A 23,730-nucleotide genomic window follows, 5' to 3' on the forward strand; every position below is an offset into this window, starting at 1 on the left:
TGGTTGTGATCTTTGGATTAAAATTTATTTTACAATATGCACTGAATTGTAACTGTTAGTTTTTAGAATAATTTGTAAATTAGGTGTAAATGATTGATTAGTAATTTGTTAATTTAATAAAAACACAAATTTAACTTGGAATTGTGTAAAAGAATCATTGTTTAAAAGTGTAAATTTATAAGAATTAAAAAACCTTAAAAAACTATTGAAATGGAAAACGTAAAAAAAAATGCGCAGGATTCTGAAAATAGGAAACAACAGGATTTAGAAGTCAATAAATCCGATGCTACTGATCAGATGATGACCACAGATCAAGGACTTAAAATTAATGATGATACCAATTCCCTTAAAGCAGGGGAGCGTGGACCATCGTTATTGGAAGATTTTATCTTAAGAGAAAAAACAACTCATTTTGACCATGAAAGAATACCGGAAAGAATTGTTCATGCCAGAGGTTCAGCTGCGCATGGTTATTTTCAGGTCTATGAGTCAATGGAGAAATATACTAAAGCAGGATTTCTTCAGGATCCTGGCCTTAAAACTCCAGTTTTTACCCGGTTTTCTACCGTTGCGGGCTCAAGAGGTTCCACGGATTTAGCACGAGATATTCGAGGATTTGCAGTTAAATTTTACACAGAGCAAGGCAATTATGATCTTGTTGGAAATAATGTACCTGTGTTTTTCATTCAGGATGCCATAAAATTTCCGGATTTAATTCATGCCGTAAAACCAGAACCGAATAACGAAATGCCGCAAGCGGCCTCTGCTCACGATACTTTTTGGGATTTTATTTCCCTGATGCCAGAAACGATGCATACTATTATGTGGGTAATGTCAGACAGGGCGATTCCGAGAAGTTTGCGTATGATGGAAGGTTTTGGTGTGCATACTTTTCGTTTTATAAATGACAAAAACGAATCGCATTTTGTAAAATTCCATTGGAAACCCAAATTAGGAACACATGCAGTCGTGTGGGATGAAGCTCAAAAAATATCCGGAAAAAATTCTGATTTTCACCGTCAGGATTTGTGGGAAGCCATCGAAAGTGAGAATTATCCGGAATGGGAATTAGGAGTACAGCTGATTCCGGAAGCTGATGAGCATAAATTTGATTTTGATTTATTAGATTCAACCAAGCTTGTTCCTGAAGAATTGGTTCCGGTTACCTTAATTGGAAAAATGGTGCTGAATCGTAATCCTGACAATTTTTTCGCTGAAACGGAGCAAGTAGCTTTTCACCCGGCTCACATCGTTCCCGGAATCGATTTTACAAATGATCCATTGTTGCAAGGGCGTTTGTTTTCTTACACGGATACCCAATTATCCCGTTTAGGAAGCCCTAATTTTCATGAAATTCCTATCAATAGAACTATTGCGCCGATGCACAATAATCAACGTGACGGCCACATGCGTCAGGAAATTAATGTGGGTCGGGTTAGTTATCACCCCAATTCACTTGGTGGAGGTTGCCCTTTTCAGGCAAAAATTGATGAAGGTGGTTTTAGCAGTTTCAATGAGAGGATAGATGCTCATAAAGTACGGGATCGCAGTGAAAGTTTTTCGGATCATTTTGGGCAAGCAACCTTATTTTTTAATAGTCAGACGCAAACAGAAAAAAATCACATTATAAATGCTTTGCGTTTTGAATTGGGTAAACTGGAAACCGAAGCAATACTAATCCGTTTGCTAGGATTGTTGTCACAAATAGACACAATTTTGGCAACGAAAGTAGCCGAAGGTTTAGGGCTTAAAGTTCCTATAAGTCCAGAAAAACCTATGAATCATGGCGTTGGTGCTGATGCGGATAAACAAAAATATGAATCTAAAAAAGTAGACCAAAGCGTTACGTCTTCGGATGCTTTGAGTATGCTTAAAAACAAGACGTTGTCTAAAACGATAGCAACACGACAGGTCGCTTTTTTATGTTCGGAAGGAGTTGACACAGCCGCTATTAATGCAATGAAAGCAGCATTAAACAAAGAAGGAGCGACTATAAAAATTATAGCACCACATTTAGGAGTTGTAAAAACTAACGACGGAAGTGAAGTTAGAGTAGATCAAAGTTTCCTGATTGCTGCCTCAGTTTTATTTGATGCGGTGTATATTCCAGGTGGAAAAAACACGGGGTTCTTAAGTTCAAAACCAGAAGTAATTGAATTTATCAATGAAGCTTTTAAACATTGTAAAGTTATTGGAGCAAACGATTCTGCGATTTTTACTGAAACAAATGTCAAATCTGTATTGAATGGCGATGAGGATGTAGAAGGAATTGTTTTAGATGCAAACAAAGAAGATGGCGACTTTACAAAATCTTTTATAGCAGCGATGGGAGAGCATCGTTTTTGGAATCGTGAAGAAAAACTTTAAAAAAAAGCGATAAATTTAAAACTTGTAATAAACAACAAAAACCGAAATAAAAGTTTCGGTTTTTGTTGTTTACGGCATCAAGGAGACACTGATTTTATTGTTGAATCTTTATATGACAGACTCGAAAATTGTATTGTCAAATTTTTCAATGCGCTTTAAAATGTTTAAGATTTTTTGTATATTCTTATAATTTACTACCTTTATTACTTATCTGAACCTAAAGAGTATGAAGAAAGCCAAACTATCTTATGAAGATCTACTCCAAAAAACAAAAGATCAAGAATTACAAATAAAGCGATTAGTAGAAAAAGAAGCTTCATTATCTAGTTTCAAATTTTTGACAGAAGAGTCCAATGATTTAGTTTACATTGTTGGAACCGATGCTTTTTTCAAAGAGATTAACCCAGCTTTTTTGAAAATTTTAGGATATTCCAAAGAAGAATTATTAAACAATTCTTTAATTGATTTATTACACCCTGATGATCTTGAAAAATCATTAAAAGAAATTAAAAGTCTTTCAATAGGAAAACCTTCCATCAATTATGAAAATAGATTTCTGAAAAAAAATGGGGATTTTGTCAGTATTCAATGGACCGCAAACATAATTTATTCTGAAAATATTTATGCAACTGGAAGAGAAATTATTTCTTTTAGAGAAACTCACGAAAATTTAAAAGCGGACGATGAATTATTATGCGACGCGAACAAAAATGATGAGATAGGAAGTTGGGAATTCAATTTTACCTATAAAAAAAGGATTAGGTCTAAGGATTTGGATGGTATTTATGAAATTGAAAAAAACCTTAAACAAAATTTACAGGAGGATTATCTGAGTTGTTTCACAAAAGCGGACATTATATCATTTCAAAATAAAATTGACAAGGCAATAATTGATAATGAATCTTTTGAGTTTGAGCAATCAGCACTATTTTCAGATAATAGAATAAAGTGGTTCAAAATTATTGTTTTTCCAATATCAGATTCCAATGGCAAAGTTATAGCATTTAGGGGTACTATTCAGGATGTTACTTTTAACAAGCAAATTGAAGAAACTTTAAAAGTTAAAGAACAGGTTGAACTTGTACTTAATGCTAAATTAATAGAAGAGGAAAGTAACGCTAAATTTAAAAATTATATAGAAAACGCCCCGGACGGTGTTTTTCTTGTAGGTGAAGGCGGATATTATTTAGAGGTGAATCCAGCTGCAACTTTGATAACGGGTTTCTCAAAAGAAGAGCTTTTAACCACAAAATATGGGGATTTATTATTACCTGAAACACTAAAGCATACCGAAAAACAATTTAAAATTCTTGTAAAAAACGGTAATTTAAAAGGAGAACTTAAAGCTATTCATAAAAACGGCAGTATTATAAACCTGTCTGTTGAGGCAGTAAAAATCTCAGAGAATCGTTTTCTAGGGTTTGTAAAAGATATAACGGAGAGCAAAAAAGCAAATGAAACTTTACTAAATGAAAGGAATAAGTTTGCTTTAATTGCCGACGCTTCGCCAGGATTAATCTATTCGATGCGTCAAAATAAAGATGGAATCTTAAGTTATCCGTATGCCAGCAATGCTGTTGAGGAAATTTTTGGCTTTACTTTTAAAGAAATTGAGAACGATGCAGATAAAATTTTTGAACTGATTCATCCATCTGATTTGGATTTCGTGATGGAAAGTATTACCGTAACAAAATCGAAATTAGTTCCTCTCAAATGCGAATACCGTTATTTTCATCCAAAAAAAGGGTTAGTATGGCATGCCGTGAATTCGTTACCGGTAATTGAAGCGGAAGGAACTGTGATTTGTCACGGAATTGTTACCGATATTACCGAACGTATTACAGCAGATCAAAAACTCATCAAAGCTAACCGACTTTATTTATTCATCAGTCAGATTAACCAAATGATTGTTCGTACAACTGATGAAGAAACCCTTTTTCGAGAAGCGTGTAACATAGCTGTAGATTTTGGGAAGTTTAGAATGGCATGGATTGGAATTATTGATGAAGGGACTAAAAAACTAATTCCTGAAATGATTGCAGGTGAAAGCAATGACTATTTATCCATAATAAAAACCATTTACGCTGAGGACATTCCTGAGGGAAGAGGTCCGGGTGGTACGGCAATGCGAGAAGGACGATGGGTTGTTTGCAATGATGTTGAAAACGATGCAATGATGCAGCCTTGGCGAAAAGAAGCAATGGAACGCGGTTATATGTCATCGATCGCAGTGCCAATAAAAAAATTCGGAAAGGTAATTGGCGTATTTTCTTTTTATTCCAATGAAAAAAACTTTTTCGATGCGGAAGAAATTGCACTATTAGAAGAAGCAACTGAGGATGTGGCTTTTGCATTAGAAATTTTTGAAAGAGAAGCGTTACGAAAAAAGGCTGAAGAAGCAGTAGTTGAAAGCGAACAACGCTACCACATGCTTACGGAAGTATCCGCGGTCGGAATTTTTAGAACCGATGTAAACGGGCTGACCACTTACGTAAATCCACATTGGTGTCAAATTTCAGGTTTGTCTTCACAGGAAGCTTTAGGAAACGGTTGGCTTAAAGCAGTTCATGAAGAAGATAAAAATTCAATATTAAAAGGATGGGAAAATGCCACAACAAACCAACAAAATTCACTATCAGAATATCGATTTGTGCGTCAGGACGGCTCTGTTGCCTGGGTAATGGGACAGGCTGTACCTGAACATAATGTAAAAAACGAAATAGTAGGCTACATTGGCACCATAACTGATATTACGGAACGCAAAACTGCCGAATCGATAATTCTAAGAGAGAAAAAACTATCAGAATCGATCATCAATAATCTTCCAGGAATTTTTTATCTCTACGACGAATCTGGAAATTTTGTAAAATGGAATAAAAATTTTGAGGAGGTTACAGGCTATAACAATGACGAAATTTCTCAAATGAGTCCAACTGATTTTTATGATATAGCAGATAAAGAAAGAATCAGGGAAACATTACAAGAAGTTTTTGAGAAGAATTTATCAGATATAGAGGTGGATTTATTTACCAAAAATAAAAATAAAATTTCGTATTATATTAGTTATCAAGTAATTGATTATGAAGGTAAAAGGTGCTTGTTAGGAATGGGAATTGATCTTACGGAAAGAAAAAAAGTCGAAGCAAAAATAAAAAGAGCTAACGAACGATTCGAAATGATTTCTGCAGCTACCAATGACGCTGTTTTTGAAGTGGATTTGATAACAGGAGAAAGCTGGAATAATAAAACATTTGCAGATCTTATAGGGTTTCGCGGCCGTGAACCTAATGGAGTTAAGAATACCGCGTTATGGCGTTCTAAAGTTCATCCGGATGATAGAGAAAGAGTTATCAAAAAATTAGCAGATTGCTATGTGGGAACTACAAATCTATGGTCAGATGAATTTCGTTTTCAAAAAGCAGATGGCACGTACGGTATATTTTATGATAGGGGTTGGATATCGAGGGATGAATCGGGAAAAGCAATTCGTTTAAATGGTGCTCTAACTGAAATTACAGAATTAAAGAATATAAAAGAGCAATTGTTAAACAGTGAAGAAAAATACCGCAGTTTGATAGAGCAAGCTTCTGATGCTATTTTTATTAATGATGTTTCAGGATATTTATTGGAGGTCAATGAAAGTGCTTGTTTGTTGTTAGGTTATTCTAAAGAAGAACTGTGTACAAAGAACATAAATAGTTTGTATGCAATTGATGAGCTGAAGTCCAGACCAATTATGATTGAAGAATTACTTCATGGTGAAAAAACACTAATTGAGCGTAATATGTTGCATAAGGATGGGACATTAATTTCAGTTGAGATTACAGCCAAAATGATTGCTGATGGTCGTATTGTGGCGATAATTCGAGATGTAAGTAAACGTAAAAAATCAGAAGATGAATTTAGGAAAATTTACAAAAAACTGGAAGCGATTCTCGGCGCAATACCGGATTTACTGTTTGAAGTAGACATAAAAGGAGAAATTTTCAACTACCATTTCCGTAGGGATGATTTGTTAGCGTTATCTCCAGATGTATTTTTAGGAAAATCATTTTCAGAAGTGTTACCACCAGATGTTTCAAATTTGTGTATATCCGCTATTCAAGAAGCGTCAGAAAAAGGGTATTCTACCGGTCGACAATATTCATTACAATTAGATAACGGCAGGCGTTGGTTTGAACTTTCGATCGCACCCATGAAGGAAAGTGATGAACATGAAACACATTTCATTTGTCTCTCACGAGATATTACGGGTGCCAAAGAATCGGATAATGCTTTATTAAAAAGTGAGCAACGATATCGGGGTTTGCTAAATAATCTGGATGCAGGTATCGTCGTTCATGCTCCTGACACCTCTGTTGTAGTCAACAATATAAAAGCAGCTGAATTATTAGGACTAAGTGACAGTCAAATAAAAGGGATTATTGCCTATGATCCTACTTGGAATTTTTTGAATGAAGATAATTCTGTTATGTCCATAGAAGAGTATCCAGTAAATCAAATTGTTTTTACAAAACAAGCACTTAAGAATCTTACAATTGGCGTGAGTCGGCCACTAACTAATGATGTTGTCTGGCTCCTTATCAATGGATATCCTGATATTGATGCTAATGGAGCGATTTACGAAATCGTAATTAGTTTTATTGACATCACGGAACAAAAAGTAATGGAAAGGGAGCTGGTAAAAGCCAAAGAACTTGCAGAATCCGCCAATAAGGCCAAAACTTATTTCCTTGCCAATATGAGCCATGAAATTAGAACACCACTTAACGGAATAATTGGATTCACACATTTATTGATAAAATCAAATCTAAAAAAGAATCAATCCGCATACATGAAAACCGTTAATGAATCTGCAATTTCATTGATGGAGATAGTGAATGATGTTTTGGATTTTTCCAAAATTGAATCTGGGAAATTAGAGTTGAATCATGAAGAAATTAATCTTTTTAAATTAACTAATCAGGTTATTGATTTGTTTAAATATCAGGCCGACCAAAAAAAGATAAATTTAATTCTAAACATCAACAAAAATACGCCACAGTATATTCATGCGGATTCAGTGCGATTGAAGCAAATATTGGTCAATCTTTTGAGCAACGCAATAAAGTTTACCAACTTTGGAGAAATTCGTTTAGATATTGATGAAATGGATACATTAAATCAGAGATGGTCTGTTCTCAAATTTTCGGTAAAAGATACAGGTGTTGGAATAAAATCAGGAAACACCGAAAAAATATTCAATTCATTTGTTCAGGAAGACAATTCAACCAATAGGAAATTTGGAGGTACTGGATTAGGTTTAGCGATTTCAAATCAGCTTTTGGCCCTGATGGACAGTAAATTAGAATTTATCAGTAAATACGGTGATGGTAGCGACTTTTATTTTATTGTAAAATTCAAAAAAACAAATCAAATAAAGAATAAACATCAACTGCTTTCTAAAAGAGATAAAAACAATGCATTACTTCTGGTTGCCAAGCTGGCGGACAAAAAAGTTTTAATTGTAGAAGACAATAAAGTCAACATGCTTTTGGCTAAAGCATTGGTTAAAAGTATTATAGCGAATTGCACCATTATTGAAGCAAAAGATGGTAATGAAGCAATAGAAATGTATAAAAAAGAGCAACCTGATATTATTTTAATGGATATCCAAATGCCCAATAAAAACGGGTACGAAGCAACTGCTGAAATTAGGCAAATAAAAAGAGCGGAACATATTCCTATAATTGCGATAACGGCAGGAATAATGGTTAGAGATAAAGAAAAATGTCTGGAAGCGGGAATGAATGATTATTTACCTAAACCTGTTATTCAATCAGATTTGGAAAAAATGCTTCATATTTGGCTGGTTGAAATTTAATTTTAGTTCAAAATTTAAAAAAGTGTTTGTTGATTCAAACACTTTTTTTGTGCAAATTCTTTACATTTTGTTTATGTTTTTTTAATCTTTAATTTACTTGTAAAAACGCATTTATTTTACTAAATTTAACTTTTATTAGTTGTTAATCAGTTAATTAAAAATGATTAACAATAATATAGAGACATTTTTTATGCAGATAATTGATTTTTAAAATTAATTTTTTTTTAAACTTTTTTAAATAAAAATTAAACAAGTGTTAAATAAAAGTAGTGGAATAGTTGCCAGAAAACCATTTTTATTCCATTTTTTATTTCGAAAAAAATCATAATGCTGTCAAAAGCATACCAAATAGTCAATTAAGAATTCAGAATAAGTATGATACGAACGTTTTACTAAACAATTATAGTTATAAAAAATTCAAATTTTGTAATGATAAAAAAGAATCAAATCAGCCTTGGGGAGGGTAAAGTTCTAGATTTGAAATCAAATTTAAGCTTATCGAAAGCCGGCACCAATGATTTTCCAATTATTGATATTGGAGCGTCAGCTGGTGGATTAGAAGCACTTGCTTTGTTTTTTAAAAATATGTCTATCGACAGCGGCTTGTCATTCACAGTAATTCAACATACTGATTCGACCCATATTGAAATAATTCCAGAATTATCACTAAGAATGACGGAAATGAAAGTCTTACAGGCAGCTCACACGCTCAAAGTAAAACGACGCAATTGTATTTATGTAATTCCACCCGATATAAGCTTATCAATAGTATACGAAAGGATACATTTATTTGTTCCAACAGAATCTAGTCGCCTTCAATTATCGGTGGCTATTTTCTTAGAGTCATTGGCCATGGACCGTATGGAAAAAAGCATTGGACTTAATCTTTCCAGAATGGGTTCAGGTGGAAGTTTAGGATTGAAAGCCATTGTGAAAAAAAATGACATTGCCGCTGTACAAGATCCAGCTTCACCAAAGTTTGATGATATGCTGCGCACTTCAATAAAATCGATTGTGCCGGATATTGTGGTTCCCGTAAAGAAATTACCTGCTAAACGGATTAATGTATTTCATTATGCACCAGAAATAAATATAGAGTCAGAGTTCCTTTTCAAAACTAAAAGTAGTATTAATAAAATTAGTATGGTGTCGCGGGAACAAACTCTACTTAATTTTTTGATGAACAATAAAAATACTTTGAGACGGCGCATTAAACGAAGAAAAGGGATACATCAGATTGATAAAATACAAAGGTATGTGCGTTTTTTACAGGAAAACCAAAAAGAGATTGAAGTGCTTTTTAAAGATTTATTAAAAGAGGTTTTTAGTTTTTTTAGGGATAATGATGTTTGGATAAAGCTGAAAGAGGAAATTATCCCCAATATATTAAAAGAAATTTCTGACGGTCAAACTGTAAAAATTTGGTGTTCGGTATATTCCACCGGGGAAGAAGCGTATTCTTTGGCAATCGTTTTTGATGTGGTTTTGTCTAAATTAAAAAAGCCACGAAATATTAAATTACAAATTTTTGCTACTGATGTAGATATTTTATCTATTGACAAACCCAGAAAAAGATTTTTTTATTCCAGCGTAATAAATGACGTTTCTCAGGAGCGGATTGATAAATTTTTCACACCGGAAAACTACGGCTATCGCATAAATACTTCCATTTGCGAACTACGAGTTTTTGCACCCCATAACGAAATCAAAGATTCTTCATTTACAAAGTTAGACCAATTGACTAATAACAAGATGCTGATTTACATGGAGCCACAACTGCAAAATAAATTTATAATGCTACTTAATTACAGCCTGAATCAAGGCAAGTTAATGATGCTTGGAACTGCCGAAATAATCGCAAGCAGTATCAAAGGATTTGAAGTATTAGATTCTAAAGTGAAGTATTATAAACGGATTTCTAAATCAGTTTCTCGTGGATTCATGAATTTTTCAAATACCTTTTCCCAAACAAGAAGAATAAACATTTACATTATAAAGGAAACCAAGGCCGTTGAAAACTTACAGACCCTTCCGAATCAAATTATAATGACTCTTTTTTCGCCTTTAAGCATAGTTGTAAATAATGAAGTTGATATTATATACGATACTGGGAGAACCGGAAAATATTTAGAATCTGCAGCATGCAAAGCAAACTGGAATGTTCATGTAATGGAACGGAAAGGGTTAAAACAAGAATTGCGGGAAGCATTTCGTAAAGCTGTGCTAAGTTTTGAACCGGTGCATATTGATAATGTAAAAATAGCGGAAAACGAAAATTTCCATCTTTTCAATTTGACGGTACAGCAAATAGAAAGTGCCGATGCAATAAAAGGATTGATAATGATTGTCTTTAAGGATATTCCAGCTATTGCCGAAACAGTTTCAAATACTTTAACAGCAAAAAACAATCAATTTTATATGTACGAATTAGCAGAACAGAACAGATTATAGTTAATAAAGGTTGCATAATTTCCAATTTTAAACAATTAAATAGTAGTATTTAAATCGATTGCGCTTATGGAAAATATTGAAAATAAAACCACAAATCATCACATTATCAGGCAGAAAGCTGAAGAATTACAGCGAATAAGTGAATCAAAATATAGACCTAAACTTTCAGAAGAGGAAACATCAAAACTTATCCATGAATTAGAAGTTCATCAGATAGAGTTGGAGATGCAAAAAGAAGAGCTCATGCTTGCTAAAGATGAGGTTGAAAATGCTTTGCAAAAATATTCAGACTTATACGATTTTGCACCTACGGGCTATTTTACGCTGACAAATTCAGGTAAAGTACTCGATTTAAATCTTGTCGGTTCCCAACTTTTGCGGAAAGAAAGATCAAAACTAAAAAACAGTGAATTTGGCTTTTTTGTTTCAGATGATTCAAAACCGGTTTTTAATCAATTTTTAGAAAATGTATTCAGATTGGATAGTAAAGAATGCTGTGAAGTAAAATTACTTTTAGACGATGCAACCACAGTGCATGTATTCCTAACAGGAATTCTTTCAGGAAATAAAGAGCAAGCCTTTATTACCATTATAGATATTTCCAAACTTCAAAAGCCTGAAACTGTTTTGCGAGAAAATGAAGCTCGTTATCGGGATTTGCTTAACAATCTTGATGTTGGAATAATTGTGCATGATGGGGACAGCTTAATTATTTATTCTAATCCAAAAGCTTCTGAACTAATTGGTTTGAGTGAGGAACAAATAAAAGAAGGGGATGGCTCTAAACAAAATTGGGAATTTGTTAATGATGACAACAAATCTTTATCTTCAGAAAATTACCCCGTTAATCTCATTATTCGAAATAAAAGCGCAATTAATAATTTTATTGTTGGAATAAACAAAATGGATAATAGGGATGTTAAATGGTTTTTATTGAACGGTTTCCCCATTATGAGCAGCGGCGGAGAAATCGCTGAAGTTGTCATTAGTTTTATCGAAATAACAGCATTGAAAAAGTTAGAAATTGAACTAACAAAAGCCAAAGAACATGCCGAAGCAGCTAATAAAGCAAAATCCAGTTTTTTAACAAATATGAGCCACGAGATTCGTACTCCTTTAAACGGAATTATTGGTTTTACTGATTTATTGATGAGAACAGATTTAGATGAAAGCCAAAAGGAATTCATGAATACAATTAATGAATCAGCAACTATTTTAATCGAAATTATCAATAATATTTTAGATTTTTCGAAAATTGAATCCGGAAAATTAGAACTCAATATTGAGGAAATCAACCTTTATGAATTGACGCATCACGTAATTGATATTTTCAAATACCAAGCAATAATAAACAAAATAGATCTCATTTTGAATATCGAAAATAACGTTCCTGATTTTGTGTTTGCAGATTCCATTCGCTTGAAACAGATTTTAGTAAACCTAATAGGGAACGCTCTAAAATTTACGAAAGTAGGATTTGTACAATTGGACATCACTTCTGAAATTATTTCTGGAGAAGATGATCAATGTATTATATATTTTTCGGTAAAGGATAGCGGAATTGGAATCAAGCAGGAAAATCAAGCAAAAGTGTTTCAATCCTTTATTCAGGAGGACTGTTCGGTAACACGTAAATTTGGAGGAACAGGACTTGGATTAGCCATTTCAAATCAGCTTTTAGGTTTAATGGATAGTGAATTAAAATTGAAAAGTAAATTTGGTCAAGGAAGTGAATTTTATTTTACAGTGCAATTAAAAAAATCTCATCATGAAATTGCTGCTAAAAACCAAGACGCAGAAATTACTATCGAAAACCAAACAATTTCTTCGGGTGATTTTAAGGACAAGAAAATATTAGTGGTTGAGGATAATCGAATTAATATGCTTTTGGTAAAAACGTTGCTCAAATCGATACTTCCAGGAAGCACTGTTTTAGAAGCTTCAGATGGTAAGAAAGCGATCAAAATGTACAAAAAAGAGAAGCTGGATCTGATCTTAATGGATATTCAAATGCCGCACAAAAATGGTTATCAAACGACTGCCGAAATCAAGCAACTAAAAAAATACAATAACATTCCTATAATCGCTTTAACAGCAGGAATTATGTTAGGGGAAAAAGAAAAATGTTTGGAATCCGGAATGGATGATTATGTTTCTAAACCAATTATCAGATGTGATTTAGAAGAGGTTTTATATAAATGGTTGAAAAAAACCCCGTCAAATTAAAATAATAAAATATAAGAAAATAGTTTTGTAATCCATAATTAACGGTAAAATAAGACAGTTGGTTATAACTATCGTTGATAAGTACGAATGAAAAAATATATATTTCCCAACAAGTTACTGTTTGGCTTTATATTCATATTTTTTTAATCCAAATTTTTTGATAGCATGTTTGTTGATGTGTTCTGTCACTTCTTCAACAGAGTCTGTCACAAATAAAAGCTTCATATCTTCCGGACTGATACTTTCATTGTAAATCATTCTTTGAATGTGATGACACAATTCTTTATGATAAACAGAGTCAAAAATAACAATGGGAAAATTGTTGATCATTTTATTTTGAATTAAAGTCAATGCCTCAAATAATTCATCCAAAGTCCCCAGTCCTCCGGGCATCACCACAAAGGCATAAGAATATTTTATTAAAATTACTTTTCTCACAAAGAAATAGGGAATGTAAATCCATTTGTGCAGATAAGGATTTGGTTTTTGTTCTACTGAAAGAACGATATTTGTACCCACAGAATAACCGCCGGCTTCGTAAGCACCTTTATTCGCAGCTTCCATAATTCCAGGTCCGCCACCGGTCATTACGGTAAATCCTAATTTAGCTATTTCGGCACCAATACGTTCTGCATTTTTGTAATGCGCTGTTTCCGGACCAAAACGAGCGGAACCAAAAACAGTGACACAAGGACCAATAAAATGCATTTTTTGAAACGCTCTGATGAAGTTATAAAGTACTTTAAAAATGAAAACTAAATTTTTTAATCGGGTCAAAGGTCCTCTTACAAATAAAGATTCAGATCTTGAAAGTCTGTATTGGCGTGGCTTTTCCATAGTAATCACTAAGATAGGAAAATATCATGTTGCATTTATTTTTCCATCCCAATAAATGAATTTAATACTAATTTAGTTCTAAAATTTAAAGTAGTTTTCTGTTAAAATCTTTGAAAAGTCGCAAGTATTCTCAAACTAAAACAAAAGTTTTTCGATTGTTATTATTTTAGCTATTTATTGCTTTTTTCCAAAATAGTTTTAATGATTTCCTCCTTACTCAAAACACCCGATTGTCTCCACAACTGTTTTCCGTTTTGAAATAAAATCATTGTAGGAACACCACGAACCTGATACTGACTCGATATTTGCTGGTTTTTATCAACATCAATTTTGATGATGGAAACGCGATCTCCCAAACTTTCTTTTACTTCTTTCAAAACGGGACCAAGCATTTTACAAGGGCCGCACCATGTGGCAAAAAAGTCTATTAAGACTGGTTTTTCGGACTGGATAATGGTATCGAAATTACTCATTTTTAGTATATTTATTGTTAGGAATACTGCAACCATTTGCGCCACAACCTAAATTGAAAATTACCTGAACGAAGAAAAATAGTCCAAGACCAATGAACATCTTTTCTTTTAGGATATAGGCTTGTGCAAATAAAAATAAGGCAAACACCAAGCGAACCCAGCGCATAACATGCCAATTTGTGAATAATAGTGCTTTCATTTTTTTTCTAAAAAAGGAGTATGAATTTAGTTTTTTATTTTTTTGATGGTATACTTTTCATCGAAAGCAATTACTTGTTGTAATGTTTCGGTTGTAATTTCATTTTTGCTCACAAGTATTACATCAGCAAAATTACCGCTGATGCTTACGTTTAAAACGCCGTCAATTGTCAGTAGTTTTTCAGTAAGCGTTTCCATCGATTCGCTATATAGTACACCTTCCAGTGCAAAAAGGTTTACAACAACCTGACTGTTCTTTTTCAATTCGAAATACAATTCTGAACCGGCTCTTGGTGCAATTGAATTTTCGGATAAATCCATTTTTATAAATTGAAAAGCGGCCGTAAAAAGCTTTTCATATTCTTCTTTACTTCCGCCAAAAGGAGGTCCTGATGCAAACATTCTATTGAATAGTAATCCCGACAGAATTCCTTCTTCAGCCAAAAGTTGATGCATTTTCCAAACGTATTTTTGACGCATTGTGGGAGGCAAAGCACAGAAAAAAGTTTGCTCAATAATCAAATCATATTTTCCCTTATGTTCAAAAAAATCACCTAAAAGAATTTGAATAGTAGGATGGTTTTTGAATTTTTCTTTTAAAAAGGAGACTGGTGTGGGTGCAATATCAATAACGGCAATATTTGAAAATCCTTGCTTCAGAAGGTATTCCGCTTCATAGCTGTTGCCACAACCGGGAATCAAAATACGGCTATTTTTATCCGCAACCGTATCAGCATACATTTGTATGGGCGGTGATACTTGGCCTAAATCCCAACCGGTAGTTTTGGCTTCGTACTGTGCTTCCCAATAGGCTGCATTCAGCGGTCTATCGCAAGAAACGACACAACATTTTAAATCGGACATTTTATATTTTTTTTGCGGTTAGAATTCCAAACGGGGCATACAATGGGCAAAAGCTCACAAAACTGGTGATTATAAAAACAACTGCAAATGCTCCTAAAACAATTGCAAGCGTACCGCTGATAGTATTGTTAAAATACAATATCGCAATGATTACTGCAATGGCGATCCGGATAATTTTGTCTGTTGAACCCATGTTTTTTTTCATTGTATACTTTTTATTTGGTTATTAATTATTTCAAAACTTTACTTTGGCATACGAAATCGGTTTTTGGAATATCCGTTTTTGCAATAGCATTAAAACCGCCTTCAATTTCAGTAAAATTTCTAAAACCACGCGCTTCTAGTATTGAAGCGGCAATCATACTGCGGTATCCACCGGCACAATGCAGGTAAAAGTGTTCTTTTGGATTAATATCTTTAACCCATTCATTAATAGCCGCTAATGGCTTACTGTAGGATTCCTCAACATGCTCTGCGCAGTATTCACTTTCTTTACGAATATCAATTATTTTGCTTTCGCCAATTTTTACTTCCTCGGCAAATTGTTCGGCCGAAATTCTATTTACGGTATCAATTTCTTTTTCTGCTTTTGCCCAAGCATCAAAACCACCCGCCAGATGACCAATCAAGTTGTCAAATCCCACACGGCTCAAGCGAGTGACGGTTTCTTCCTCTTGTCCTGGTTCGCAAATAATTAGGATTGGTTGTTGCACATCGGCAATTAAAGCGCCTACCCAAGGAGCAAAATCACCATCAATTCCAATATTTACAGATTGCGGAATAAATCCTTTGGCAAATTCTCCGTTGTTACGTGTGTCCAAAAGTAAGGCTCCGGTTTCTTCAGCGGCCACTTCAAATTCTGAAGGGGAGAGCGCACGCATTCCTAAATTCAAAACGTTTTCGAAACTGTCGTATCCTTTTTTGTTCATGGCCACATTCATACCAAAATAAGCGGGCGGCGGCAATAAACCTTCCGTCACCTCTTGTACGAATTCGGCCTCTGTCATATTCGCACGTAATGCATAATTAGTTGCTTTTTGGTCGCCAATGGTCGAAACGGTTTCCGTACTCATATTTTTTCCACAGGCACTTCCTGCACCGTGCGCGGGATAAACCATGACATCATCTGCCAAAGTCATGATTTTTGTTCGTAACGAATGAAATAGGGTAGCGGCCAATTGTTCTTGTGTCATGTGTGCCGCTTTTTGAGCTAAATCCGGCCTTCCCACATCGCCTATAAACAAAGTGTCTCCGGAGAAAATAGCGTGATCATTTCCGTTTTCGTTAATCAATAAAAAAGTGGAGCTTTCCATGGTGTGCCCCGGAGTGTGCAGTACCCTTATTTTGATGTTTCCAATGGTGAATTCCTGTCCGTCTTTTGCAGAAATGCAATCAAATTCGCAGGTAGCATTTGGACCATAAACGATTGGAGCACCAGTTTGGCGGCTTAAATCGACGTGGCCGGAAACAAAATCAGCGTGAAAATGGGTTTCGAAAATGTATTTTAATTTCACTTCATCTCTTTTTAGTCGGTCGAGATAGGGTTGGGTTTCCCGTAACGGGTCAATAATGGCAGCTTCACCATTTGAAGTAATGTAGTAAGCACCTTGTGCTAAACATCCGGTGTATATTTGTTCTATTTGCATGATTGCGTTTTTTAGATGTACAGTACAAATGTATTTCTGTTTTTTAGGAAAAACAGTGACAATTGTTACATTACTATTATTGGAATAAGAAAAATGATTGGTTGGATTGTATGCTTCTGTTTCAAATATTAAACAAAAAAACAATATTAAAGATAATCAAAAATTAAGTTTAGTGTTCATTTTACAAAGTGAATTTTTTATAAAACAAGAATCTAAAGTATTGAAAAACAGGCAATAATTAAATGGTATGAAAAATTTGGACAAAAAAAACGTTTTTAAAAAAGGATTATCTCAGTGAATCAGTTGAATTTATTTTAAAAGTTCAATATTATTACGGTGTAAAGCAACTATGCCGCGCTGTTCCATTTTTTTTAACAAACGGGAAATCACTTCTCTAGAAGTATTCAATTCGGAGGCAATTTCCTGATGGGAAAGCTTCAATTCTTTACAACCACAAACATCAGCATGACGTTTTAAATAAAACTCCAATCGCTCGTCCATCGCTCTGAAAGCAATGCTGTCAATAACTTCCAAGACTTCTTCAAAACGACTTCTGTACGTGTCAATTACAAATTCATACCAACTGCGGTGTTGCATCATCCATTTATCCATCAATGGTAAGGGCACCATGATTAATTCAACATCCTCAACGACTTTGGCCATGATTTGGCTTTTTTCATTTTTGGTGGCACAAATCAAAGAAATGGCACAAGCTTGCCCCGGTTGCAAATAATACATAAAAAACTCGCCGCCATTTTCATCTTCTCGATAAACCTTTATTTTGCCGCTGATTACCAGTACCGTATTTTTTATGTACTGACCAGTTCGCATGATTACATCACCAGTTTTGAAGGATTGTATAGCCGCATTGGCATCAACATCTTTGACTAATTCAGTAGAAAAGGAAGGGAATATTTTTTTTATCGGATCAATCATTATAATTTTTTTTCACTTTTTTGTATTGTAAAAGTAGTTTAAAAAACTCAAAAAGCAGGTTGTTTATTAGACTAAAACGGCATACAAGTGCTTGATTAAGCGTCTATTATTTATATATTATCTATGGATTTAATAGACTGTTTTTCGCAAAAATAAAAGCTTAATTTATATTTTCTTGATTGTTAATGTTTTGCGAAAACGATTTCTTATTAATATTATCTAATTAACAATTGATGCATTTATTGTTTGGTAAAAACGTTGTATTTTTACAAAAAACATCATTATGAATTTAACACAAGAAGATTGGGTTTCTCAATTTGAAGCTGATAAAAATGCAGTGATTCTGGACGTGAGAACCGAAGACGAATTTAACGAAGGTTTTATAGCAAATGCTATCAATATTGATATTCTCAGAGGCCAGGATTTTGTAACCGAAATAGAAGCTTTGGATAAAAATAAAAATTATTATGTGTATTGCCGCTCCGGAATGCGAAGTGCAAAAGCCTGTGAAATAATGAATCAGCTGGGTTTTATAAATGCTTATAATCTTATTGGCGGCATTACAGAATGGGACGGCGAGGTCATTGAACCATAAAACGGAAAAAGACAATCGCGTCTTTTATTTATTTAAACTATAAATATAATATCCAACAGTATGAACATAATACCAGAAGAATTTCAGATTACCACATTATTAAATCAAGATACGTATTTAGTGGATGGCGAATTAAAAAAGTGGGAAGGCCAGACTACCGCAGTTTTTTCAACGATTTCATCCACGGAAACATACGGCCCAACAATCCTAGGTTCGATCCCGTTTATGGGCGAAACTGAGGCTTTGGAAGCAGTCAATGCGGCTAGTGTAGCGTATAATAATGGTCAGGGATTGTGGCCTACAATGAAAGTTTCAGACCGTATTAAATGTATGTCGAATTTTGTTACTCAAATGAAAGCGACCCGTAACGAAGTTGTTAAATTTTTGATGTGGGAAATTGGTAAATCATTGCCGGATTCCGAAAAAGAATTTGACAGAACTGTAGAATATATTTACGATACTATTGAAGATTATAAATTATTAGACCGAAATAGTTCCCGTTTTACCAAAAGCCAAGGTGTAAATGCTATGGTACGTCGTGGACCTCTTGGAGTTGTATTGTGTCTTGGACCTTACAATTATCCGCTCAACGAAACCTTCGCACTGCTAATTCCGGCATTGATTATGGGGAATACCGTTATTTTTAAACCCGCAAAACATGGCGTGCTGTTAATTTCCCCTTTGTTGGAAGCGTTCAGAAGTAGTTTTCCAAAAGGAGCCATTAATATTGTTTACGGCAGAGGGCGTGAGGTTGCTTCGCCAATTATGAAGTCCGGAAAAGTTAATATTTTGGCTTTGATAGGAAACAGCAAATCAGCGATTGCCTTGCAGGATCAACACCCAAACAAAAACAGACTGCGTTTGATATTAGGTTTAGAAGCTAAGAATCCAGCTATTATTTTACCGGACGCCGATTTAGATTTGGCCATTCAGGAATGTATTGCGGGAACGCTGTCATTCAACGGGCAACGTTGTACAGCATTGAAAATTTTATACGTTCACGAGACGATTGCCGATGAATTCAACAGACGTTTTGCTGCCAAAGTAGATTCGCTTGTTTTTGGAAATCCTTGGGACCAATCAGTGATGCTAACTCCGTTACCGGAAAAAGATAAACCGGCTTATATTCAGGAATTGATTGACGATGCTGTCAAAAAAGGCGCAACCATCATCAATGAAAAAGGTGGAAATCATTCTGCTAATTATATATTTCCTGCGGTTTTGTTTCCAATAAATAAAGAAATGCGAGTGTATCATGAAGAGCAATTTGGTCCAGTGGTACCAATAATGATTTTCAAAGATATTCAGGAACCCTTAAACGATATGGCCGAATCAAATTACGGTCAACAAGTAAGTTTGTTTGGTAGCGATATCAAAACCATTGCGCCACTTATTGATACTTTGGTAAATTTAGTGTGCAGAGTAAATTTGAACAGTTCTTGCCAGAGAGGTCCCGACGTATATCCGTTTACAGGACGAAAAGATTCAGCTGTGGGAACGTTGAGTATTCACGACGCCTTGCGCTCGTTCTCTATTAGAACTTTTGTAGCTTCGAAAGACAATGACTACAACAATGCTATTTTGCAGGAATTATTAAACAGTAAAAAATCCAATTTTGTTAATACGGATTATACAATGTAAATCTATTTTTATTAGAAAAATAAAGCCGTCTCGTTTTTTTCGAGATGGTTTTTTTTTGGGGTTGTGGATGGTGACGAGATTTTTATTCTAAAAAAGTTAAGTAATATTTTGATTTATATCTAATTAAAAAATTAAGATAGTTTTACTGGAAACGGTAAATTAATGAAAAACAAAACTTTTAGATATGCTGGTTTAGATTTTTGGTTAATTATCTATGCTTTAGCAAAAGCTATTTAGTGGCACGAAGCTTTCTTATTTGGATGGGTTAGTGTCACTTTATAACTGGGATAATCTGTTTTGTAATTTATATAATCAAAAACAAAAAAGGTGATCTGTTGGCAGATCACCTTTTTTAACAAATTAAAAATACTAAAATTAAATCAGATCGAAACGGTCAAGGTTCATCACTTTGGTCCAAGCTGCAACAAAGTCCTTAACAAATTTTTCTTGCGAATCGACACAGCCATAAACTTCAGCAATAGCTCTCAGTTCAGAGTTTGAACCAAAAATAAGATCTACACGCGTACCAATCCATTTAATTGTACCAGTTTTACGGTCAGTACCTACAAACGCATCATCAGATTCTGAAACAGCTTTCCAAGTTGTACCTAAATCAAGTAAGTTTACAAAGAAATCATTTGTTAAAACCTCTGGACTTTTTGTGAATATTCCAGTTTGAGAGTGATCAAAATTCGTATTCAAGACACGCATTCCACCAACAAGAGCTGTCATTTCTGGCACTGTCAATGTCAACAATTGCGCTTTATCGATGAGCATTTCCTCGGCTGAAACCGTATATTTTGTCTTAACGTAATTACGGAAACCATCTGCTTGAGGCTCAAGTACTGCAAATGATTCAACATCAGTTTGTTCTTGTAAAGCATCTGTTCTTCCTGAAGTAAACGGAACTTTAACATCATGATTAGCATTTTGTGCTGCTTTTTCAATTCCTGCATTTCCACCTAAAACTATTAAATCAGCAATTGATACTTGCTTGCCACCAGTATTAGCAGTGTTAAATTCTTTTTGAATTTCTTCCAATTTCGCAATTACTTGTTGTAATTGAGAAGGATTATTTACTTTCCAATCTTTTTGAGGTTCTAAACGAATACGAGCCCCGTTTGCGCCACCACGTTTATCAGAACCACGGAAAGTAGATGCTGACGCCCATGCAGTTGATACCAGTTGAGAAACTGATAATCCTGAAGCTAATATTGTTGCTTTTAGAAAATCAATATCTTGATCGTCTATTAATTGATGATTGATTGCAGGAATAGGATCTTGCCAGATCAGATCTTCAGCAGGAATTTCGGGTCCTAAATAACGGGTTTTTGGACCTAGATCACGGTGGGTCAACTTAAACCAAGCTCGAGCAAACGCAGCATTGAATTCTGCAGGATTCGCTAGAAAACGTCTTGATATTTTTTCATAGTCAGGGTCAAATCGTAATGATAAATCGGTAGTCAACATAAACGGTTGGTGACTTAATGATGGATTGTGAGCATCTGGCACTAAACCAGCTCCTGCACCATCTTTTGGTTTCCACTGATACGCTCCTGCTGGACTTTTGGTTAATTCCCATTCATAACCAAATAAATTTTCGAAATAATTATTACTCCATTTCGATGGAGTAGTAGTCCATGCCCCTTCTAAACCACTAGTAATTGTGTCTTCACCATTACCAGTACCGTAACTATTTTTCCAACCTTGACTTTGTTCTTCGATACTTGCTCCCGCAGGTTCTGCACTAACATATTTCTCTGGATCTGCAGCACCATGGGTTTTACCCAAAGTATGTCCGCCGGCACTTAAAGCAACAGTCTCTTCGTCATTCATTGCCATTCGGGCAAATGTCTCACGAATATCATGTGCCGCCAATACTGGATCTGGGTTTCCGTTTGGTCCTTCTGGATTAACATAAATTAATCCCATTTGAACCGCAGCAAGAGGTTGTTCCAATTCGCGTTCAGTATTGTAACGACCGTCGCCTAACCACTCATTTTCAGAACCCCAATAAATATCTTCGTTTGGTTCCCATACATCTTCACGTCCACCAGCGAAACCAAAAGTTTCAAAACCAGCCGACTCTAAGGCACAATTACCAGTTAAAATTAATAAATCAGCCCAAGAAATTTTTCTGCCGTATTTTTGTTTAATTGGCCACAACAGTAGCCTAGCTTTATCTAAGTTAGCATTGTCTGGCCAGCTGTTTAGCGGAGCAAAACGTTGTGTTCCAGCTCCAGAACCACCACGTCCGTCTGCTATACGATATGTACCTGCACTGTGCCAAGCCATTCTGATGAATAATCCACAGTAGGATCCATAATCGGCTGGCCACCAGTCTTGTGAAGTTGTCATTAAATCCGTAATGTCCTGTTTCAATGCAGCAAAATCTAACGATTTAAATTCTTCTGCGTAATTGAAAGTTTCTCCCATTGGGTTCGACGCTGCAGAGTGTTGACGCAAAATATTTAATTTCAATTGATTTGGCCACCAGTCACGGTTTGCCGGAGCAGAACCGGCGCCTTGTTTTGCGTGAGTTCCAGCGCTGGCACCATGATTAAATGGACATTTGCTTTCGCTGTTCACATTATAAGACGATGTGGTTGGATTTGAATTATTTTCCATAGTTTACTTGATTTTTATTTACTTGAATGCGAATTTACTACAAACCATCCTTATCTGATTTTATTTTCAATAGATAAAAACTATAACGAATTATAGTGTTAGTGATGCATAAACACACCAAAAACGTTTAATTAATTGATTATGAGTCGGTAATGTTATTTTTTCATCACATGAAGTTTATAAATTCGTAATAATTATACTGTTGACTTTTACTATTTTTTTTAAATAGGAATAAAATGCTGAATCATTCTTAAAGAATAAAGGGCTTGTTTTCCCAAGTTTCCTGAAAACTTAAAAATAAATCATAATTTAGTACTAAATCCTAGTAATCCAATAAGCTGTTAGCAGTAACTTTAACCAAAAAAAATATGAGTTTATTTGAAGCTAAAAACAATAATGACCAAAATTCCATAACTTCTGAAATTGAAGCTTGGGTTGGAATTTTATATTCGTGCCTTTCTGCCGATAATCAAATTACCGATTCAGAAACCGCAACATTATCGAGAATATTGCATTCTAAACAAAAATTTATCGGAATTGATATCGCTTCTCTTTATGCAAAATCATACCATTTAAGAACGGAAATGGGACAATTGAACTACATTTCAGCCTGTTGTAAATTAATTGAAGAAGCTGATAAAGAAACAGTATTTGCTCTTGCATTGGAAGTTTTACTTGCCGACGGAACATTGGAAAAAGAAGAAAAAAACGTAATTGAAGTTTTATCCAATCATTTAAAAATAGAAGCTGGAATGACCAGTAAAATAATTGAGGTGATTTTTCTGAAAAATAAAGGGAATATTAAAGGAATATAAATTGACAGTTCTACCACATTAATTACTTAAAGCCAGTCAGATCTATTTTACTATTGGGTTAAATGAAGAAGAGCATTTCAAATTTGAAATGCTCTTGTTCATTTAAAAACAGATCTACATCAAATAGTTTATTATATCGGCATCCGATTAGGGTCACTACAAGTTGATGTTTTTGCTGTCAAAAGAATCC

15 protein-coding genes are annotated in these 23,730 nt (G+C 34.5%); 7 read left to right on the forward strand and 8 right to left on the reverse strand.

The window, feature by feature from the left end; all coding sequences use genetic code 11:
- The first annotated feature begins 210 nt into the window (after positions 1-210).
- From ACP7AT_RS08590 to ACP7AT_RS08605, 4 genes are all read left to right on the forward strand, one after another.
- Positions 211-2,367, forward strand: coding sequence for a catalase (locus ACP7AT_RS08590; RefSeq protein ID WP_426063926.1), 2,157 nt, complete (start codon positions 211-213; stop codon positions 2,365-2,367).
- 226 nt (positions 2,368-2,593) lie between these two features.
- A complete protein-coding gene (locus tag ACP7AT_RS08595; RefSeq protein ID WP_426063927.1) occupies positions 2,594-8,230 on the forward strand; it encodes a PAS domain S-box protein in 5,637 nt (1,878 codons plus the stop codon).
- Between the two features lie 429 nt (positions 8,231-8,659).
- Positions 8,660-10,681 (forward strand): CheR family methyltransferase, encoded by a 2,022-nt coding sequence (locus tag ACP7AT_RS08600; protein ID WP_426063928.1) that lies wholly within the window; start codon positions 8,660-8,662, stop codon positions 10,679-10,681.
- Between the two features lie 66 nt (positions 10,682-10,747).
- Complete coding sequence (locus tag ACP7AT_RS08605; RefSeq protein WP_426063929.1) at positions 10,748-12,907, forward strand: response regulator; 2,160 nt, start codon at positions 10,748-10,750, stop codon at positions 12,905-12,907.
- Positions 12,908-13,021: 114 nt separating this feature from the next.
- On the opposite strand, the gene ACP7AT_RS08610 is transcribed toward ACP7AT_RS08605, so the two are convergent.
- The 7 genes from ACP7AT_RS08610 to ACP7AT_RS08640 form a co-directional block, all read right to left on the reverse strand.
- Positions 13,022-13,744: a TIGR00730 family Rossman fold protein gene (locus tag ACP7AT_RS08610; RefSeq protein WP_426063930.1), complete on the reverse strand. Its 723-nt coding sequence runs from the start codon at positions 13,742-13,744 to the stop codon at positions 13,022-13,024.
- Positions 13,745-13,914: 170 nt separating this feature from the next.
- Entirely contained in the window at positions 13,915-14,217 is a 303-nt protein-coding gene (gene trxA / locus ACP7AT_RS08615; protein ID WP_426063931.1) for a thioredoxin, read from the reverse strand.
- Complete coding sequence (locus ACP7AT_RS08620) at positions 14,210-14,416, reverse strand: hypothetical protein (protein ID WP_426063932.1); 207 nt, start codon at positions 14,414-14,416, stop codon at positions 14,210-14,212. Before ACP7AT_RS08620 ends, trxA begins: the two co-directional genes overlap by 8 nt.
- Before the next feature lie 26 nt (positions 14,417-14,442).
- Positions 14,443-15,279: a methyltransferase domain-containing protein gene (locus ACP7AT_RS08625; RefSeq protein WP_426063933.1), complete on the reverse strand. Its 837-nt coding sequence runs from the start codon at positions 15,277-15,279 to the stop codon at positions 14,443-14,445.
- Between the two features lies 1 nt (position 15,280).
- Complete coding sequence (locus ACP7AT_RS08630) at positions 15,281-15,484, reverse strand: YgaP family membrane protein (protein WP_426063934.1); 204 nt, start codon at positions 15,482-15,484, stop codon at positions 15,281-15,283.
- Positions 15,485-15,509: 25 nt separating this feature from the next.
- The gene (locus ACP7AT_RS08635) at positions 15,510-16,925 is read right to left on the reverse strand and encodes an MBL fold metallo-hydrolase (RefSeq protein ID WP_426063935.1); all 1,416 of its coding nucleotides are present in this window, start codon (positions 16,923-16,925) and stop codon (positions 15,510-15,512) included.
- 309 nt (positions 16,926-17,234) lie between these two features.
- Positions 17,235-17,861, reverse strand: a complete 627-nt coding sequence (locus tag ACP7AT_RS08640) for a Crp/Fnr family transcriptional regulator (protein WP_426063936.1) — start codon at positions 17,859-17,861, stop codon at positions 17,235-17,237.
- A gap of 283 nt (positions 17,862-18,144) precedes the next feature.
- Between ACP7AT_RS08640 and ACP7AT_RS08645 the strand changes: the two genes are divergently transcribed.
- The gene (locus tag ACP7AT_RS08645) at positions 18,145-18,456 is read left to right on the forward strand and encodes a rhodanese-like domain-containing protein (protein ID WP_426063937.1); all 312 of its coding nucleotides are present in this window, start codon (positions 18,145-18,147) and stop codon (positions 18,454-18,456) included.
- A 60-nt stretch (positions 18,457-18,516) separates the two neighbouring features.
- Entirely contained in the window at positions 18,517-20,097 is a 1,581-nt protein-coding gene (locus ACP7AT_RS08650) for an NADP-dependent glyceraldehyde-3-phosphate dehydrogenase (protein ID WP_426063938.1), read from the forward strand.
- Between the two features lie 375 nt (positions 20,098-20,472).
- Here the strand turns inward: ACP7AT_RS08650 and katG are convergent, their stop codons facing one another.
- A complete protein-coding gene (gene katG, locus ACP7AT_RS08655) occupies positions 20,473-22,725 on the reverse strand; it encodes a catalase/peroxidase HPI (protein WP_426063939.1) in 2,253 nt (750 codons plus the stop codon).
- Between the two features lie 368 nt (positions 22,726-23,093).
- Here katG and ACP7AT_RS08660 point away from each other — a divergent pair, with 368 nt between their 5' ends.
- A complete protein-coding gene (locus tag ACP7AT_RS08660) occupies positions 23,094-23,540 on the forward strand; it encodes a TerB family tellurite resistance protein (protein WP_426063940.1) in 447 nt (148 codons plus the stop codon).
- The last annotated feature ends 190 nt before the right edge of the window (positions 23,541-23,730 follow it).

It is taken from the genome of Flavobacterium sp. DSP2-3-1 (assembly GCF_049896865.1).
Classification (GTDB): domain Bacteria; phylum Bacteroidota; class Bacteroidia; order Flavobacteriales; family Flavobacteriaceae; genus Flavobacterium.